This window comes from Caulobacter sp. GW821-FHT11A05 (genome assembly GCF_058809015.1).
Genome location: NZ_JBXASF010000006.1, coordinates 83432 through 101834 on the forward strand (window position 1 = coordinate 83432; position 18403 = coordinate 101834).

Annotated in this window: 12 protein-coding genes; 7 read left to right on the forward strand and 5 right to left on the reverse strand. The window is 68.0% G+C overall.

Annotated features, from left to right (window positions below):
- Positions 1–185: 185 nt before the first annotated feature.
- The 3 genes from AC1RSK_RS10630 to AC1RSK_RS10640 form a co-directional block, all read right to left on the reverse strand.
- Positions 186–1337 (reverse strand): acyl-CoA dehydrogenase family protein, encoded by a 1152-nt coding sequence (locus AC1RSK_RS10630; protein WP_492907493.1) that lies wholly within the window; start codon positions 1335–1337, stop codon positions 186–188.
- A gap of 72 nt (positions 1338–1409) precedes the next feature.
- Positions 1410–2189 carry an SDR family NAD(P)-dependent oxidoreductase gene (locus AC1RSK_RS10635; protein WP_492907494.1) on the reverse strand — a complete coding sequence of 260 codons (780 nt, stop codon included), beginning with the start codon at positions 2187–2189 and terminating at the stop codon, positions 1410–1412.
- A gap of 116 nt (positions 2190–2305) precedes the next feature.
- Positions 2306–3478, reverse strand: a complete 1173-nt coding sequence (locus AC1RSK_RS10640; protein ID WP_492907495.1) for an acyl-CoA dehydrogenase family protein — start codon at positions 3476–3478, stop codon at positions 2306–2308.
- Between the two features lie 106 nt (positions 3479–3584).
- Between AC1RSK_RS10640 and AC1RSK_RS10645 the strand changes: the two genes are divergently transcribed.
- Entirely contained in the window at positions 3585–5192 is a 1608-nt protein-coding gene (locus AC1RSK_RS10645) for a GMC family oxidoreductase (protein WP_492907496.1), read from the forward strand.
- 6 nt (positions 5193–5198) lie between these two features.
- Here the strand turns inward: AC1RSK_RS10645 and AC1RSK_RS10650 are convergent, their stop codons facing one another.
- Complete coding sequence (locus AC1RSK_RS10650; protein ID WP_492907497.1) at positions 5199–5798, reverse strand: DUF1353 domain-containing protein; 600 nt, start codon at positions 5796–5798, stop codon at positions 5199–5201.
- A 111-nt stretch (positions 5799–5909) separates the two neighbouring features.
- Between AC1RSK_RS10650 and AC1RSK_RS10655 the strand changes: the two genes are divergently transcribed.
- Complete coding sequence (locus AC1RSK_RS10655; protein ID WP_492907498.1) at positions 5910–7661, forward strand: hypothetical protein; 1752 nt, start codon at positions 5910–5912, stop codon at positions 7659–7661.
- Position 7662: 1 nt separating this feature from the next.
- Positions 7663–9048 (forward strand): MBL fold metallo-hydrolase, encoded by a 1386-nt coding sequence (locus AC1RSK_RS10660; RefSeq protein ID WP_492907499.1) that lies wholly within the window; start codon positions 7663–7665, stop codon positions 9046–9048.
- Here the strand turns inward: AC1RSK_RS10660 and AC1RSK_RS10665 are convergent.
- On the reverse strand, positions 9026–10930 hold the full coding sequence (locus AC1RSK_RS10665) for a CocE/NonD family hydrolase (protein WP_492907500.1): 1905 nt from the start codon (positions 10928–10930) through the stop codon (positions 9026–9028). The genes AC1RSK_RS10660 and AC1RSK_RS10665 overlap by 23 nt on opposite strands.
- A 131-nt stretch (positions 10931–11061) precedes the next feature.
- Between AC1RSK_RS10665 and AC1RSK_RS10670 the strand changes: the two genes are divergently transcribed.
- From AC1RSK_RS10670 to AC1RSK_RS10685, 4 genes are all read left to right on the forward strand, one after another.
- Positions 11062–12294: a TetR/AcrR family transcriptional regulator gene (locus AC1RSK_RS10670; protein WP_492907501.1), complete on the forward strand. Its 1233-nt coding sequence runs from the start codon at positions 11062–11064 to the stop codon at positions 12292–12294.
- Between the two features lie 119 nt (positions 12295–12413).
- Positions 12414–13280: an SDR family NAD(P)-dependent oxidoreductase gene (locus tag AC1RSK_RS10675; protein WP_492907502.1), complete on the forward strand. Its 867-nt coding sequence runs from the start codon at positions 12414–12416 to the stop codon at positions 13278–13280.
- 57 nt (positions 13281–13337) lie between these two features.
- Complete coding sequence (locus AC1RSK_RS10680; protein WP_492907503.1) at positions 13338–15146, forward strand: flavin-containing monooxygenase; 1809 nt, start codon at positions 13338–13340, stop codon at positions 15144–15146.
- Positions 15147–15222: 76 nt separating this feature from the next.
- Complete coding sequence (locus AC1RSK_RS10685; protein ID WP_492907504.1) at positions 15223–18303, forward strand: hypothetical protein; 3081 nt, start codon at positions 15223–15225, stop codon at positions 18301–18303.
- Positions 18304–18403 lie beyond the last annotated feature (100 nt).

The window sequence follows — 18403 nt, forward strand, 5'->3', positions numbered from 1 at the left end:
CACAGCTTGTCGCCGCCGCCTTTGCGCAGCTGAAAGATCTATCGACCCCTCAACCGGCGCTTCGCGCCACCTTCTCCCACCGCCGACGGAGAAGGAACCTCTCACGGCGGCTGGAGCGATCTTGGCCGCCGGATTTCGGAGGTGATTGTCCCGCGGTGGTCGGCGGCCTTTTGGGGCTCGGCTGTCTAAAAGCTCTTCGGCAGCCCCAGCACATGCGTGCCGACATGGCTGAGGATCAGGTTCGTCGAGATCGGGGCCACTTGATACAGCCGCGTTTCGCGGAACTTGCGCTCGATGTCGTACTCCTCGGCGAAGCCGAAGCCGCCGTGGGTCTGAACGCACATGTCGGCGGCGTACCAACTGGCCTCGCTGGCCAGCATCTTGGCCATGTTGGCTTCCGTGCCGCAGGGCTCGCCGCCGTCGAACATGGCGGCGGCCTTGTCGACCATCAGCGAGGCGGCGGTCAGCTGGACGTGGGCCCGGGCGATGGGGAACTGGATGCCCTGGTTCTGGCCGATCGGGCGGCCGAACACCTCGCGTTCCTTAGCGTAGGCGGATGCGCGGTCGATGAAGAACCGGCCGTCGCCGATGCACTCGGAGGCGATCAGGATGCGCTCGGCGTTCATGCCGTCGAGGATGTATTTGAAGCCCTTGCCCTCGGCTCCGACCAGGTTCTCGGCCGGGACCTCGAGGTTGTCGAAGAACAGCTCGGTGGTGGCGTGGTTGAGCATGGTGCGGATCGGCCGGATGGTCAGGCCGTTGTTCACGGCTTCCCGCATGTCGACGAGCAGGACGCTCATGCCGTCCGACGGCTTGGTCACGTCCTCGCGGGCCGTGGTGCGGACCAGCAGGACCATCAGGTCGCTGTGTTCGGCGCGGCTGATCCAGATCTTCTGGCCGTTGACGACGTACTTGTCCCCTACCCGCCTGGCGAAGGTCCGCAGGCGCGTGGTGTCGGTGCCGCTGGTCGGCTCGGTGACGCCGAAGGCCTGCAGGCGCAGCTCGCCCGAGGCGATGGCCGGCAGGTACTTCTCCTTCTGGGCAGGCGTGCCGTGCCGCAGGATGGTGCCCATGGTGTACATCTGGGCGTGACAGGCGCCGCCGTTGCAGCCCGAGCGGTGGATCTCCTCCAGCACCGCCGTCGCCGCCCCCAGGCCCAGGCCCGAGCCGCCGTACTCCTCAGGGATCAGCACCGACAGGAAGCCGGCCTCCGTCAAGGTGCGGACAAACTCGGTCGGATAGGTGCGGTCGCGGTCGAGCGCCTGCCAGTAGGAACCGGGGAAGCCGGCGCAGAGCTTGGCGACGGCTTCGCGGATCTCGGGGTGGGATTGGCTCACGGTTGGTGGTCTCTCTTAGTTGTCGAGCCCGTCCGGGCGGCGGAACCGGGCTCCACTTCCGCCTGACGGGCTCTAGAAAATGGTGTAGCCGCCATCGATGACGATGCTGTCGGCGGTGTGGAAGCGGGAGGCGTCGGAGGCCAGGTAGACGGCGATGCCGGAGAAGTCCTCCGGCTCGCCCCAGCGCCGCATGGGCACCCGGCCGATGGCCTTTTCGTTGAACTTGTCCCAGGCCTGCAGGCGGGCGGTCATGTCCGAGCGGATCCAGCCGGGCAGGATGGCGTTGGCGCGGATGCCGTAGCGGGCGAACTCGACCGCCAGGCCGCGGACCATCGAGGTCACCGCCGCCTTGGCCGCGCCATAGGCCTGGTTGCGCGGCGCCCCGTGGATGGCCGAGGTCGAGGAGGTGGCCAGCAGGCTGCCGCCCGGATCGCCGGCCTCGGCCCGTTCGACCATGTGCTTGCAGGCCTCGCGGAAGGTCCAGAAGACGGCGTCGAGGTTGACCGCCGTCACCCGTCGCCAGTCGGCGGTGGTCAGGCTGGTGAAGTCGCCGCCGCCGCCGATGCCGGCGTTGGCGGCCACGAAGTCGAGGCGGCCCATCTCGGCGATGGCCTCGGCGACGCCGTCGACCACCGCCTGCTCGTCGCCGACGTCGACCTGCCGGACCATGACCTTGCCGCCGTAGGCCTTGAGGGTCTCTTCGGCCTTGGCGTTCTTGTCGGGGTTCTGGCCCCAGATGACGACGCCAGCCCCGGCCGCGGCCAGGCCTTCGGCCATGCCAAGCCCGATGCCGCCGTTGCCGCCGGTGATCAGGGCGACCTTGCCGGTCAGGTCAAAGGGTTTGAACGTCATCGGGCATCCTCCTGTTGTCGCGCCAGCCATAGCGCGGCCTGCGGGGTTGCGCAGCCCTTGTGCCGAGGCGCCCTAAGGGAGCGCAAGCGCCCTGCCCGGATTTGTCCGCCGACGGCTCAAGCGCGGTTCTCGCGCTTCAGCCGCTTGGCGATCGACCAGCGGTGCACCTCCGAGGGGCCGTCGTAGATGCGGAAGGCGCGGATATCGCGGAAGATCTGATGCACCGGCGTGTCGTCCGACACCCCCGTGCCGCCGAGGATCTGGACGCAGCGGTCGGCGACCCGGAACAGGGCCTCGGAGACGGCGACCTTGGCCATGCTCGACTCCGCCGTGCCGCCGCCATGGCCGTGGCTGTCCAGCACGAAGGCGCACCAGTCGATCATCAGTTCCGAGGATTTCAGGTCCAGCTCGTTGTCGGCCAGCATGAAGCCGACGCCCTCATGGTCGATCAGGGGCTTGCCGAAGGCGTGGCGATGCATGGCGTACTGGATGGCGATGTCGTGGGCCCGCTTGGCCGCGCCCCACCAGCGCATGCAGTGGGTCAGGCGGGCGGGCGCCAGCCGCACCTGGGCGTATTTGAAGCCCTCGTCGACCTGGCCCAGGATGTTGTCGGGGCTGACCCTCAGGTTCTCGATGGCGACCACCGAATGGCCGCCGGGCATGGTGCGGTCGATGGTGTCCAGCACCCGCTCGATGCGGATGGCCGGGTCCTTCATGTCGGCCAGGAACATGGTGGCGCCATGCTCGGTGCGAGCCATGACGATGCCGACGCTGGCCCCGTCGGCGCCGGTGATGAAGGTCTTGCGGCCGTTGATCCGCCAGTGGTTGCCGTCGAGCACGGCGGTGGTCTTCATCATGCCGGGGTCGGAGCCGGCGCCACCGTCCGGCTCAGTCATCAGGAAGGCCGAGCGGATGTCGCCGGCGGCCAGCGGGCGCAGGTAGCGGTCCTTCTGGGCAGCCGTGCCGATCTTCTCCAGCATGGCCATGTTGCCCTCGTCGGGGGCCATGACGTTGAGCGCCACCGGACCCAGCAGGCTGTAGCCGGCGGCGCGGAAGACGGTGGCGATCTCGCGATGATTGAGCCCATGGCCGCCGTACTCGACGCCGACGTGGGGCGACAGCAGCCCGGCGGCCTTGGCCTTGGCCTTCAGTTCCTTGCAGAGCTCGTCGGTCGGGCCGTGGTGTTCGACCCGGGGGTCATTTTCGAAGGGGATGACCTCGTCGCGGATGAAGGCCTCGACGCGGGCGGCCAGGTCGGTCTCGCGTTGGCCTCGGGTCAGGTCGATCATCGTTGCGGGTCCTTCGGTCTGCTAGACGGCGGGTTATGGAGCCGTCCCCCAACGGAAGGCCAGACCCCGCTTGGGCCGCCGCGCCGGGCGCTCTAGGATCACGGCCATGAGCGGGGACCTCCTCTGGGACGACATCGTCGTGGGCGCGGGTTCGGCCGGCTGCCTGCTGGCCAACCGGCTGTCGGCCGATCCGGGCCGCAAGGTGCTGATCCTCGAGGCCGGGGGCAGGGACGACTGGGTCTGGCTGCACATCCCGGCCGGCTACCTGTTCGCCATCGGCAATCCGCGCTCCGACTGGATGTTCGAGACCGCCGCCGAACCGGGCCTCGGCGGCCGGGTGCTGGCCTATGCGCGGGGCAAGGTGCTGGGCGGCAGCTCGGCGATCAACGCCATGATCTACATGCGCGGCCAGGCGGCCGACTACGACGGCTGGCGCCAGCTGGGGCTTGAGGGCTGGGGCTGGGACGAGGTGCTGCCGGCCTTCCTGAAGCATCAGGACCATGTCTCCCCACCCAACGAGCACCACCGGTCGGGCGGCGAGTGGCGGGTCGAGTATCCGCGCGTCCGCTGGCAGATTCTCGACGCCATCCGCGAGGCGGCGGCCGCGGCCGGGTTCGCGGCGATCGACGACTTCAACACCGGCGATAACGAGGGCTCCTCCTACTTCCAGGTCAACCAGCGGCGGGGCCTGCGGGTCAGCGCCGCGACGGCCTTCCTCAAGCCGGTGCTGAAGCGGCGTAACCTCAAGCTGGAGACCGGGGTGACGGTCGACCGGGTGCTAGTCGAGAACGGCCGGGTGGTCGGCGTGGTCTACCGCCAGCATGGGCGGACGGTGACGGCGCGGGCCCGGGGCGAGGTGGTGCTGGCCGCCGGGGCCATCGGCTCGCCGGCCATCCTGCAGCGGTCGGGGATCGGCGATCCGGCCCGGCTGACGGCGGCGGGCATTCCTGTCGTTCACGCCTCGCTCGGTGTCGGGGCCAACCTGCAGGACCATCTGCAGATCCGGCCGGTGTTCAAGGTCAGCGGCGTGCGGACCCTGAACACCGACTACGCCAACCTCTTCCGGCGCGGAATGATGGGCCTGGACTACGCCCTGTTCCGGCGTGGGCCGCTGACCATGGCGCCGTCGCAGGTTGGACTGTTCGCCAGGTCCAGCCCCCGCTACGCCACGGCCAACCTGCAGTTCCACTTCCAGCCGCTGTCGCTCGACAAATGGGGCGACGGCATGCACCCGTTCGGGGCCTTCACCGCCAGCGTCTGCAACCTGCGGCCCACGAGCCGGGGCGAGGTGCATGTCACCTCGCCGGACCCCGAGACCGCGCCGCGGATCGCCCCGGGCTACCTCGCTACCGAGGAGGACCGGCAGGTGGCCGTCGAGGCCCTGCGGCTGACCCGGACCATTGTCGGCCAGCAGCCCTTGGCCAGATACCGGCCCGAGGAATACCGGCCGGGCGCCGCCCTGACTTCGGACGCCGAGCTACTGGACGCGGCCCGGCAACTCGGCACGACCATCTTCCACCCGGTCGGCACGGCGGCCATGGGGCCGGACGGCGATCCGATGGCGGTGCTCGACGCGCGGATGCGCCTGCGTGGCGTTGCGGGCCTGAGGGTCATCGACGCCTCGGCCATGCCGCGCATCGTTTCGGGCAACACCAATTCACCGACCCTGATGATGGCCGAGAAGGGCGCCGGGATGCTGATCGCGGACCGATAGGGTCGGTCAATGACCGTTGGCGGCCAGGACGGCGTCAACCTCGGCGATGGCCTCCTCCGGCTCTTCCTTGTCCGCCACCAGCCCCTTGTTGGCGGCCGAGGCGGCGTCCTGGGCCGCGATCTCCTGGCCGAGGCGGGTGAACTCCTCCTGCAGCATGCGGTCGTCTGGCGACAGGCGCAGCTTGACCTTGTCGGGCCCGGCCTTCAGCCCCTTGCCGGCCCAGGTCGAACCCAGACGCACGCCGAGGAACAGCAGCTTGGCCTCCAGCCGACCGCAGCCGCCGGCCCGGCAGGCGGCGTAGAACATCGCGTCCCCGGCCCGGCGCTCGGGCCCGTCATGGGGATGGCGATCGCAGGCCACGTCGTGAATGATCGAGGCCCGCCGGTAGTCGCCGGTGTAGGGCGAGCCGACCAGCGACCAGAGGGCCCGGGGGATGGAGGCGCCATCGACGCGATGACCCTTGGGCGCATCCCAGACCCGGCCGGCGGCGTCGGTGAAGGTGATGGCCTCAAGCAGTTCCATCCGCCGGTCGGCCTGCGGCTCGGTCAGCCAGACCGCCTGGGGATCACCGGAAAAGACCCCGTAGCTCGTATCGCCCTTGGCCATGACATTCCCCTGCGTGACGGCCCATCGTCGCGCCGGGAGGTCGAACAATCAAGGATTGCATTTCGACCATCGCCATAACTATGGTCTCTGAACACAGGAGCACTGAGTTCCGTGATCGATCCGCCTCCCACGCGTAAGCTGACCATCATCGCCAAGGACCCGGGTTTCCGCCTTGGACCGAAGGGGCCGATGGCGTTCGTCCAGGTGTCGGTGCCGGCCGAAATCCTCGCCAGGGGGCCGACCGGCTATCGCATCAAGGTCGTCGACTACAACGCCACCGAACGGCGGGTCTATCTCGACCAGCAGGCCTACCAGAATGACGCGACCGGAGAGCTTCTCGATCCCTTTGCGCCGGCCGACGGCGACCTGCTGAATCCCGCCTATCAGCAGCGGCTGCTGGAAGACCCCAACTTCCACGCTCAGAACGCCTATGCCATCGCCATGCGCACCCTGGGCGCCTTCGAGCGGGCGCTGGGCCGGCGGGTCAGCTGGAGTTCCGGCGGCCACCAGCTGCACATCGCGCCGCACGCCTTCGCCCAGGCCAACGCCTTCTATTCCGAGCCCGACCGGGCCCTGATGTTCGGCTATTTCCGGCGCGAGGACGGCAGCCCGGTCTTCACCAGCCTGTCGCACGACATCGTCGCCCATGAGACCACCCACGCGATCCTCGATGGCTTGCGCTCGCGCTTCACCGAGCCCTCGGGACCCGACCAGGCGGCCTTCCACGAAGGCTTCGCCGACATCGTCGCCCTGCTGTCGATCTTCTCGATACCGGAGGTCGTCGCCGCCGCCATCGGCGAGGATGGCGCCATGGCCGTGCGCGACAAGACCATCAAGCTGGTCGCCGCTCGCAAGCTGACGCCGGCCGCCATCAAGAATTCGATCCTGCTGGGGATGGCCAAGGAAATCGGCGAGGAGCTCGAGGCCGGCGAGCGCAAGGCCCTGCGCCGTTCGGTGGAAATCACGCCGGCCGACGGGGTCGAGATGCGCAACGCCGACGACGAGCACGATCGCGGCGAGGTGTTCGCGGCGGCGATGATGAACGCCTTCGTCGATCTGTGGACCGACCGCATCGACGGGCTCGGCCGGTTCCAAAAGGACCGCTACAACCTCGCCAGCGTGGTCGAGGAAGGCGCCAAACTGGCCGGCCAGCTGCTGAACATGTCGATCCGCGCCCTCGACTACTGCCCACCGACCGACATCGATTTCGAGCAGTATGTCGCCGCCCTGCTGACCGCCGACCGCGAGCTGGTGCCCAATGACGACCGCGGCTACCGGGCCAAGGTCAGGGCGTCCTTCGCGGCCTACGGGATCGAGACCTCCTGCGAGGACTGCGACGAAGACGGCTGCTGGAAGCGCTATCCCTATTCCAATCTCGGTCCCGATTCCGACATCAAGCCTCTGGCTTACGCGCGGTCCAACTATGCGGCGATGACCCGCAGCCCCGACGAGCTGTTCCGCTTCCTCTGGGAGAACCGTGAGACGCTGGGGATCAGCGAGCGGGCCTATTCGGAGGTGCTGTCGATCGACCCGTCCAGCCGGGTTGGGCCGGACGGCATCGCCCTGCACGAGACCGTCTGCCAGTACGTCGAGCGGCTCGATTTCTTCAGCGCCGAGTTCGAGCATTACTTCGGCGTGGAACGTCCCGAGGGCATGGACAGCAAGACGAGCCTCACCGCCTATGGCGGCGGCGTCGTTATCCTCGACCAGTACGGTCAGGTAAAATACCACATCGCCAACCCGCTCGATGACAAGAAGCGGCAGATCGCGCGGCTCGAATATCTCTTCGAGACCGGAAGGCTCGATCCGGGCGACCAGCGTCTCCGCTTTGGGCTGGCGCATCAACACCGGATGGGGGCGTGACATGAGCCAGTCACCGGTTTCCGCGACTCTGTTCGCCTATCAGGTCGGCTTCGGCGACTGCTTCCTGCTGCGGTTCACCTATCCCGACAACAGCCGCCGCCACATGCTGATCGACTTCGGCACGACGGGCCTCCCCGACGATGTCGAACGCTCGCAGATGCGCGACGTCGCCGTCGATATCCGCGCAAAGGTCCGGGAACTTGACCCGCAGGCCCGCCTGGACGTCGTGGTCGCGACCCACCGCCACGCCGACCACATCAGCGGCTTTGCGACCCGGGCCGACAAATCCGGCTCCGGAGACGTGGTCCGTGAGCTGAAGCCGCGAGTCGTGGTGCAGCCCTGGACCGAGGCCCCGGACGCGGCCCTCGACTGGCTAGGGCCGCTGGTCTCCGACACGCACAAGGCCTTTACCGCCCGCCTGAACTCCCTGAGCGCCATGCAGAAGGTGGCCGGCGAGGCGTTGGCCTATGCCCAGAGGCGCAAGGCCAGTGCGCGGAGCAACAGCCGGCCCAATGCGGTCGTCGATCAACTGGAATTCATCGGCCGGGACAACCTGTCGAACCTGTCGGCCGTGGAGAACCTCCAGACGATGGGCGAGCGCAATGTCTATGTCTTCCATGGCTGCGATGCGGGGCTGGGCGAGGCGCTGCCCGGCGTCGCGGTCGATGTGCTGGGACCGCCAACGCTTCGCCAGACCGACACCATCCGCAAGCAGCGCTCACGCGACAAGGACGAGTTCTGGCAGCTGGCGCCCAAGCGGTTCAGCGAGTCGGTCAACGACTTTGCCGACGATGGCGGATCGCTGTTTCCGAACGCGGAAATCGTCAAGAAGGGCGACCTCTACACCGAGCATCGGTGGCTCGCCAAACGGCTGGACGACGCCAACGGCGAGATGCTGCTGGGCTTGGTGCGGGCGTTGGACGACCAGATGAACAACACCAGCGTCATCCTGCTGCTGCGGGCCGGCGACAAGACGCTGCTGTTCCCCGGCGACGCCCAGATCGAGAACTGGCAATACGCCCTGCAATCGGAACTGGGCGAGCGGCTCGCGGACGTCGACCTCTACAAGGTCGGCCACCACGGCAGTCTGAACGCCACGCCAAAGAGCATGTGGAAGCGGTTCGCCAAGAAGGGCAAGGCCGGGACGCCGAACCGCCTGACCTCGGTGCTGTCGACCATGCACGGCAAGCATGGCAAGGATGAGAAGAACACCGAGGTCCCGCGACGGACCCTGGTCAGCGAACTGCGCACCCAGTCCACGCTCTACTCGACCGAGGACCTGCCGACGAAGGCGATGTACCACATCGTCGAGATCGACCTGCGGCCGGCCGCCAAGCCCCCCGCCTCCCGGCGGCGCAAGCCCCCTACTCCACCACCGGCAGGGTGATGAAGCTGGCGTCCGCGCCGGCCCGGAACACCCGCTGCGTCGCCTTTTTGTAGTCTTCCGGCTTCGCGAAAAAGATGTTGTCCACGAAGGTCTGCGGGTTGCGGTCGTAGAGCGGGAACAGGCTCGACTGCACCTGGACCATGATGCGGTGGCCGGGCTGGAAGACGTGGTTGGCCGGCGGCAGATCGAAGCGGTAGCGCTGGACCTTGCCGGCCGGGATGGCGGTGGGCTTGGACAGGCTGTCGCGATAGCGGCCGCGGAAGATGTCGATGCCGATGCCCAGCTGATAGCCGCCCATCTCGGGGTGCGAGGGGACCTCGTCGGGATAGACGTCGATCAGCTTGACGACCCAGTCGCTGTCCGTGCCGCTGGTCGAGGCGAACAGGTTGACGGTCGGAATGCCGCTGATCTTCAGGGGCGCGGTCAGCGGCTCGGTGACATAGACCAGCACGTCGGGCCGGTCGGCGACGAAGCGCTGGTCGGCGACCAGCCAGGTGCGCCAGGCCTCGTCGTTGTCGAAACGCACCGGGCGCGGAATGTAGGGCACCGGCTTGGCCGGATCCGAGACGTATTCGTCGAAGCCCTTGCCCGCCGGCTTGTCGAAGGAGAGTCCGAAGCCATCGGTCAGGTAGATCGGCTTGCCGGGGTTGGCGCAGCCCTCGCAGGCGCCGGGGAAGGATTGCAGCCGGTCCCAGCGGTTGGAGCCGGTGTCGTAGATCAGCACCGGCGGGGTGTCGGCCTTGGCGCCGTTCGTCTTCAGGTACTGGTCGAAGAAGGGCTTGAGGACATCGCGGCGGAACTGCAGGGCGGTGTCGCCGTCCCACTTGAAGGGGCCGAGGCCGGAGCCGTCGTAGTTGACCTGGCTGTGGCGCCAGGGGCCGAGCGCCAGGTAGTTCATGCCATTGGTTGCGTCCTTGGCCTCCCAGGCGCGGTAGGCGTGGATGGCGCCGTAGCTGTCCTCCTGGTCCCAGAGACTGCCGATCCACAGGGTCGGCGTCTTGAGGGGCTTGCTCTTGAGGATGGTGTCGAGGGCCTGCTCGCTCCAGAACGCGTCGTAGGCCGGGTGCTGGGTGAGCTTCAGATAGTAGGGGATCTGCTCCAGGCCGGCGGCCTTGCCATAGGCCCCGGTCGAGCCGGCCCGGCGAAAGGTCTCGTAGTCGTCGTAGCCCGGGCGGACGATGTCGCCGCCGGCCCCCTTGGCGGTCATCTGGCTGACGAAGAAGTCGAGGTTCACCTGACGGAAGGCGCCGTTGTGGAACCAGTCGTCGCCGCGCCAGCCGTCGATCATGGCGCTCATCGGGGCGGCGACCTTCAGCGCCGGATGCGGGTCCAGGAGGGCCATGACCACGGTGAAGCCCTCGTAGGAGGAGCCCATCATGCCGACCCGGCCGTTGCTCTGCGGCGTGTTCTTGACCAGCCAGTCGATGGTGTCCCAGGCGTCGGTGACGTGGTCGACGTCGGTGGGGTTGAGGGGGCCGCGCACCGGCCGGGTGACGACATACTCGCCCTCGGAACCGTACTTGCCGCGGATGTCCTGGAAGACGCGGATGTAGCCATCGGCCACGAACACCTCGTCGCCCTGCGGCAGGGTTCCCAACATGCGGCCGCTGGGGCTGCGGGCGGCGCGGCCCGAGGCGTTGTAGGGCGTGCGGGTCAGGAGGATGGGCGCGTCCTTCGCCCCCTTGGGGATGACGATGACGGTGTGAAGTTTCACGCCATCGCGCATGGGGATCATCACCTCGCGCTTGATGTAGTCGTAGCCCTCGGTCGGGGCGGCGAACTTCGGCGCGATGTCAGGGGAGATGGCCGGCAGGGGTTGGGCCGCGGCGGGGAGGCCGAGGGCGAGCAGGGCGACGAGGCCGAGGAGCGAGGGGAACTTCATGCGGGCACTCCCGGCGCCGCGCGCGCCGATGAGCCCTGTTTAGACCCAGATCGGGAGCGACTCCAACCATCGGCCCCGCTGCGACCGGCGGCCCGATGGCCCAAGGCTCAAGGATCGTCTAAGCAAAGCCCATGGCCGACTCCGCCGACATCACCGCCCCGCCCCGGCCCGCCACCGCCCGCTTCGAGCGGCGCAAGGAGGCGGTGCTGGCGGCTGCCATCGAGGTGCTCAACAAGGAGGGCCTCAAGGGCATGACCCTGGCCGGGGTCGCGGCCAAGGTCGACCTGACCACCACCAGCGTCACCTACTATTACCGGCGCAAGGAGCTGCTGGCGGTCGACTGCTTCCTGCACGGCCTGCGGCGGCTGGAGGCGATGGTCGAGACGGCCGGCCGCGAGGATGAGCTGGCCGGGCGGATCGGGGCCCTGCTCGACGAGCACTTGGCGCTGCAGACCCGGGTGCGTAGCCGGACCGAGCCGCCTCTGACGATTTTCAGTGACGTGCGGGCCTTGAGCGACGAGCACCGCGCCCCGGTGGCCGAGGCCTATCGCGCCCTGTTCGACAAGGTGCAGGCGCTGTTCGCGGCGCCCGGCTATTTCCACCTCGACCGGCTCGCCCGGGCGGCCAGGGCCCATATGCTGCTGGAGCAGCTCTATTGGTCGTCGGCCTGGCTGTCGCGCTACGACGTCGAGGACTTCCCCCGCCTGCGGGCGCGGATGTTCGACATCCTGTGCAAGGGGCTGGCGGCGCCGGGCCGGGCCTTCGCCCCGACGCCCCTCGACATCGCCCCGCGCCAGGGCGACGCGGCGACGGAGACCTTCCTGCGGGCCGCCACCCCGCTGATCAACGAGCGCAGCTATCGCGGGGCCTCGGTCAGCGACATCGCCGCGCGGCTGAATCTGACCAAGGGCAGTTTCTACCACCACATGGAAGCCAAGGACGACATCGTGGTCGCCTGCTTCGACCGCACCTTCGAGGTCATCCGCGCCACCCAGGAGGCGGCCCTGGCCGCCGCGCCGGACCAGTGGCAGGCGCTGTCCAGCTCGGTGGCGGCGCTGGTGGCGCGGCAGGCGCAGCCGGATGGCCTGCTGCTGCGGTTCTCGGCCCTCCAGGCCCTGCCCGAGGCGCTGCGGGCCAGCGCCGTCTGGCGGGCCGACCGGGTCAGCCAGCGGTTCGCCTCGATGATCGCCGACGGCGCGGCCGACGGCTCGATCCGGCCGGTCGATCCCTTCCTGGCCGCCCAGATGGTCAGCGCCGCGGTCAACGCCGCCGCCGACCTGATCGCCTGGACCGAGGGCCTGACGCCGGAACTGGTGACCGACATCTATGCCCGGCCGGCGTTGACGGGCCTGCTGGCCTCCTGATTCCTACGCGGAGGACGGGCTTTTCGCGCCCTTGACCGCGACATTTTCAATTTTTCGAATTTCGGGTTTGTCGGCCCGGACTTGCCCTGTATGATCGCTGATAAGGGAGCAGGATCGCCATGAGCATCAGTCTGGACGGCAAGGTCGCGGTGATCACCGGGGCCGCCTCGGGGATCGGGCGGGCCAGTGTCGAGCGGTTCGTCGAGGCCGGGGCCAAGGTGCTGGCGGCCGATATCGACGAGGCTGGCGGCCGGCTGCTGGAGGCGGCCTTCCCCGGCCAGGTCGTCTTCCACAAGTGCGACGTGATGAGCGAGGACGACATCGCGGTGACCATGGAGGTCGCCAGCCAGACCTTCGGCGGCCTCGACATCCTGTTCAACAACGCCGGGGCCGGCGGCTCGCCCACCCCCATCGAGGAGATGACCGGCGAACTGTGGGACTTCAGCCAGGACCTGCTGCTGCGCTCGGTGGCGCTGGGCATGCGTTACGCCATTCCCTTCATGAAGCAGCGCGGCGGCGGGGCCATCGTCAACACCGCCAGCATCGCCGCCCTGCAGTCGGGGATGGGGCCGATCGCCTATTCGGCGGCCAAGGCCGGGGTGCTGCACCTCAGCCGCTGCGCGGCGGCGGAGCTGAGCAAATACAACATCCGGGTCAACGCCATCTGCCCGGGCTTCATCCTGACCAACATCTTCACCCCCGGCGACATCCCCAGCCAGATCAAGTCGGCGGTGCAGCTGACCATGCGCGGCCACGCCCACATGGCCCAGCCGATCAAGCGCCCCGGCGAGGCCGACGACATCGCCCAGGCGGCCCTCTACCTGGCCAGCCCGGCCAGCGGCTTCGTCACCGGCACGCATCTGGTGGTCGACGGCGGCATGACGGTCGGCCCGCGCCACAGCTGGGACCCCGAGGAGCAGGCGCGGCGCCTGGCGGAGCGGGAGAAGCTGTGGGCCGGCGCGGCCGAGCTGGCGACCAACGCTTGACCTGACCCAAGGTCAGACACCGACACTCAGAAGCGAAACGACCAGGAACCTCCCCCAATGGCCGACTCCGCCGAACCGATCGTCACCGACATCGACCCCGTCGCCCTGCGGGCCAAGTACCGCGCCGAGCGCGACAAGCGCCTGCGGGCCGACGGCAACCAGCAGTATGTCGAGGTGGCTGGCGATTATTCCCGCTACCTGGACGATCCCTATGTGGCGCCCGGCTTCAGCCGCGAGCCGCTGACCGATGAGGTCGAGGTGGTGGTGATCGGCGGCGGCTTCGGCGGCCTGCTGGCCGGCGCGCGGCTGCGCGAAGCCGGCATCGACGATGTGCGGATGATCGAGAAGGGCGGCGACTTCGGCGGCACCTGGTACTGGAACCGCTATCCTGGCGCGGCCTGCGATATCGAAAGCTACGTCTACCTGCCGCTGCTGGAAGAGGTCGGCTACATGCCGGTCGAGAAGTACACCCGGGCGCCGGAAATCCTCGACTACTGCCAGCGCATCGCCCGCCACTTCGACCTCTACCGCGACGCCCTGTTCCAGACCGAGGTCAAGGACATGGCCTGGGACGAGGACGCCAGGCGCTGGATCATCCGCACCAACCGCGGCGACGCCATGAAGGCCCGCCATGTGATCATGGCCAACGGCCCGCTGCATCGGCCCAAGCTGCCGGGCATTCCGGGCGTCGACAGCTTCAAGGGCCACACCTTCCACACCAGCCGCTGGGACTATGACTATACGGGCGGCGATCCGATGGGCGGGCTGACCGGCCTGGCCGACAAGCGGGTCGGCATCATCGGCACCGGGGCGACCAGCGTCCAATGCGTGCCGCACCTGGGGGCGCATGCGAAGGAACTGTTCGTCTTCCAGCGCACGCCGTCGTCCATCGACGTGCGCAACAACCGGCCGACCGATCCGGAATGGGCCTCCAGCCTCGAGCCCGGCTGGCAGCAGAAGCGGATGGACAATTTCAACATCCTGGTCAGCGGCGGCTGGCAGAAGGAGGATCTGGTCAACGACGGCTGGACCGACATCATCCGCAACCTCGGCCTGGCCGCCGCGCGCCGCGCCGCCAAGGGCGAGATGGGCCCGGGCGATCCGATGGAGCTGCTACAGCTGGCCGATTTCCAGAAGATGGAATCGATCCGGGCGCGGGTCGACCAGGTGGTGGCCGACAAGCGCAAGGCCGAGGCGCTGAAGCCCTGGTACAACCAGTTCTGCAAGCGGCCCTGTTTCCACGACGAATACCTGGACGCCTTCAACCGGCCGAACGTCCATCTGGTCGACACCGACGGCAAGGGCGTCGACCGGATCACCGAAAAGGGCGTGGTCGTCGATGGCGTCGAGTACGAGCTCGACTGCCTGATCTACGGCACCGGCTTCGAGGTCGGGACCTCCTATGCGCGGCGGGCCGGCTATGAGATCACCGGCCGGGACGGGGTGACCCTGAGCCAGAAGTGGGCCGAGGGGGTGAGCACCCTGCACGGCATGCATTCGGTGGGTTTCCCCAACTGCTACATCTTCGCCAACAGCCAGTCGGGCTTCACGGCCAACTACCCGCACATGCTGAACGAGCAGTCCAAGCATGCGGCCTACATCATCGCGCAGGCCCAGGCGCGGCAGGCGACGGTGGTCGAGGCTGAGCAGCCGGCCGAGGACGCCTGGGTCCAGGAGGTGATCGACAGCGCCATCCAGCGCCAGAAGTTCGCCGAGGAATGTACGCCGGGCTACTACAACAACGAGGGCCAGCCGAGCGCCCTGGCGGCGCGCAACGGGCCATACGGCAAGGGCTCGATGGCCTTCATCGCGCTGCTCGATGCGTGGCGGGAGGACGGGGAGCTGAAGGGGCTCAGCTTGAGCTGACCGGCACGGACGCTTTGACGCCGGCCCCGAACGTACCCTAGGCTACATTGGGGTCTGGTTCGCCGGGGGGTAGAGGATGTTCAGACGGTTCGCGGAAGGCCTCATAGCGGTATCCACGCCTCCGGCTGTCGGCCTTCTGGGTCTGAATCTGTTTGCATGGCTGGGTCAGGCTAAACTGCCCGTGCTATCCCGGGTAATCCCGTCCCTGGAGGTGAACGCCCTCGTCGACGCCTGCGTGGAATTCCTCATCGAGGAAATCACCCGGGATGGAAAGCTCAGGAAATCGATACCCGTCGTCGACGCGGCCTGCCGATGGCTGGAGGCCCATCCGACCTGGGGCCTCGCCATTCTGTTCGCGATTGTGTTCGGCGGTCCGGCGCTGCCGATGGCCCGCGCCGCCCTCAACTGGCTGTTTCCGCAAAGGCCGACCTTCCTCGCCTGGCCGCGGACGAGGGACCCGGGTTCGCCGTGGCGTCGCAGGCCGTTGATCCGCTTCCGGCGAGGCGCCTCGATTCCGCTAGGGCGGACAGAGGAGCAATCGGCGCTGAAGGCCTTCTCCAGGAGCCCGGCCCGGCTGTTCGGAGTCTTTGGCGAAGCGGGTGTAGGCAAGACCAGCCTGGCGGTGGATTGGCTCAAGTCCTTTCCCCGCGGCTGGCATCGCGGCGTGCTCGCCGACGACGTCCCCCTAGACTACAGGTTCGCCAGGCCGGCGGCCATTCTGGTCGGCGACATTGTCGGGCGACCGGATCGCATCGAAGCGCTTGAACGGCTGATCGCCGCCAAGGGGCGCGTCAAGGTCCTCGTCGAGGCTGGCGTCGATTTCGACCACCTGTTCGCCGGCATGAGCGATCAGCAGATCGAGCGACTCGATGCCGTGTTGTTCAAGCGGGAACGCCCCACCAAACCAACGGCGGAGCCCGTCGCCTCGGGAAGCAGGTTTGTGCAGGCTGGACGGGTGGTGCGGGACCGAGAGACCCTCGAAAAGGAAGCGCCGCCAGACAAGTTTCTCTCGATCAAGCCGCTTGAAGACCAGGCGACGCTCGACGCCCTGATCCGCCAGTTCTATCTGCAAGCCAAGCCGCCCCGCGCGCCGCTGTCGCCGGCGCAGCTCGAGGCGGTCCGCGATGCGTCCTGGGGCGTGACCCGCCACCTGCAACAGATGACGATGGAGGCCGCCAGCACCGGTCGCGTCGATCCGGGCCGTGTCGAGCGTGAGATCGCCCGCGAACTGATCAATGACGCTATCCAAGCCTTCGGCGGCGATGGTCTGGCCGTCGTCGCTCTGGCGGCGCTGGCCAGTCCATCCGAGGCCTCCGCTGAAGCCCGGGCGAACGTCGCACCCTCCGCGAAGGACCGGCAGACCCTGGACCGGGTGTTCCGCCACCGCGGCAGCCGGGCAAGCTTTGACCGATCGCCGGTGCTGGAGTCCGGCACGGATCGTCAACGGCTGCGAGCCCGCGAGATCGCCCTCATCGCCTTGAGCCGGATGCAGGCTCCCGACCAGCACAAACTGATCGACGCCATTCTTCAGGTCGAACCGAAAGGCGCCGCCGAAGGTTGCCTGAGAACCGTAGCCGGGCTGCTGAGCGACCATCCCGAAGGCAGGCGAGTGGTCGCCGACCTCCTTTTGGACGGGATCCAGGATCGGCCCCGTTTCGAGGCCGACAGTCACGGCGCGCGTCCCGACAGCGAACGTGAAGTCGTCATCCGGGCCTTGAGCCGGGCCGCCGTCGCCCGGTCGTGGCCGGGCCATCGCGACGCGCTGGACGGCATCTGTAACGTCTTCTCGTCGGTGGCGCCGATCGCGGCCCGACGGTTGACGGCGCCCGATACGCGTCGGCTGGTGGAGAATCTGGCCGACCTTGCTCCAGACTTCAGACTGGCTGCGCAGTTGAAAACCATCGCTGCGGATCCGGAAGGCCCTTGCCGATCGCCCGAGGCGCTTGCGGCCGTCCTGGCGTGTCTCACGCCGACCAACACCGAGCCCCTGGCGTCAAGGTTTGCCGCCCACTTTCGGGCGGAGCCCCCGCTGGACGCCCCTCCGGGCGGACTGGCGGACATGCCGTCGGTCGAAGCGTTTCAGATCATGGACGCCGCTTTCAAGGCCTTTCTGAAGCGTCCACCGCAGGAGGAGATCGAGGCGCTGGCCGCCCGAACCGGACGTCTGGAACCCTTGTTGAGATCGACCTCCACCAGCGCAAGACTCGGCGCGGCGTGGGCCTTGCGATGGCTCCTGAGGGCCGCTGAAGCGACACGGCCTTTGATCTCGCCAGGCGCAGATCTGCTGGCGGCGATCGACGATCTGGCGACGGATGACCGTCAGCCTCCCATTGTCTGGGCCTACGCCGCCTATGTCCAGGTCAAACGGACCATGGGCCCGGTGCTATCCGACATCCTCACCGGTTGGGCGACGGCGGCCGACCAGGGCGAAGTCGCCGCCAGGCCGCCGTTGGCGCCGCTCCTGCCGCCACCGACCGATCAGGCAAAGGCGCTGGACTACGCCGAGCAGCTCGTCGGCGACGCTTCGCAGGGCGAAATCGTCAGGACAGGAGCGGCTCTGCTGTTGCTCTGTCACGGGCGGCTCACCGCCGACGGAGCGTCATGGCTGGCGACGGCGATCGTCCAGGCCGCCGCCGGCGCGCAACGCGACCTCATCGTTATCCGCTTAGCGCAGGCTGGCGGCAAGAACGCCGGCCAAGCCCTCGCCGAGGCCTTCCGCCGCGCGCCCGATACGACCGTCAGAATGGCGGTGTTCCTCGCGCTCGGAACACTGCAGGCCTCCGGCCTGCTGTCAGACGCCGATCTGAGGGCCGCCGACGAGCAGGACGATCTGCCCTATAGATTGGCTGCGCATCGCTGGTCGGGCGCGGCCGGTACACCCATTGTTCCAAGTTCTCGGTTCACCTTCTTCCAAGCCCATATCGCCCGCAGCGGGCACCTCATCCACAAGCTCAAAGCCAAGGATACGACCGGTCGCTGGGCCTACTATTTCGTCTATGTCCCAGCGCATATGGAAGATGATTTCCTGGCCTCGATCGAAGGCGCCGGCACGATCGACCTGGAGGATTACGGCCGAGTTGTCGCCAGTTGCTACGGCGAGACGCCGACAGAGGAGGTCCGCCTCTACCTCAAAGAGACCTACGGCTTCGACGTCTAGCGTTCGAGCCGGCCTGGTCGTGCAAGCGCCCGCTTGACAGTCTCATACAGTATGCGCCATACACTGTGTGTCACACACTATGTGACGCCAGGGCGAAGCC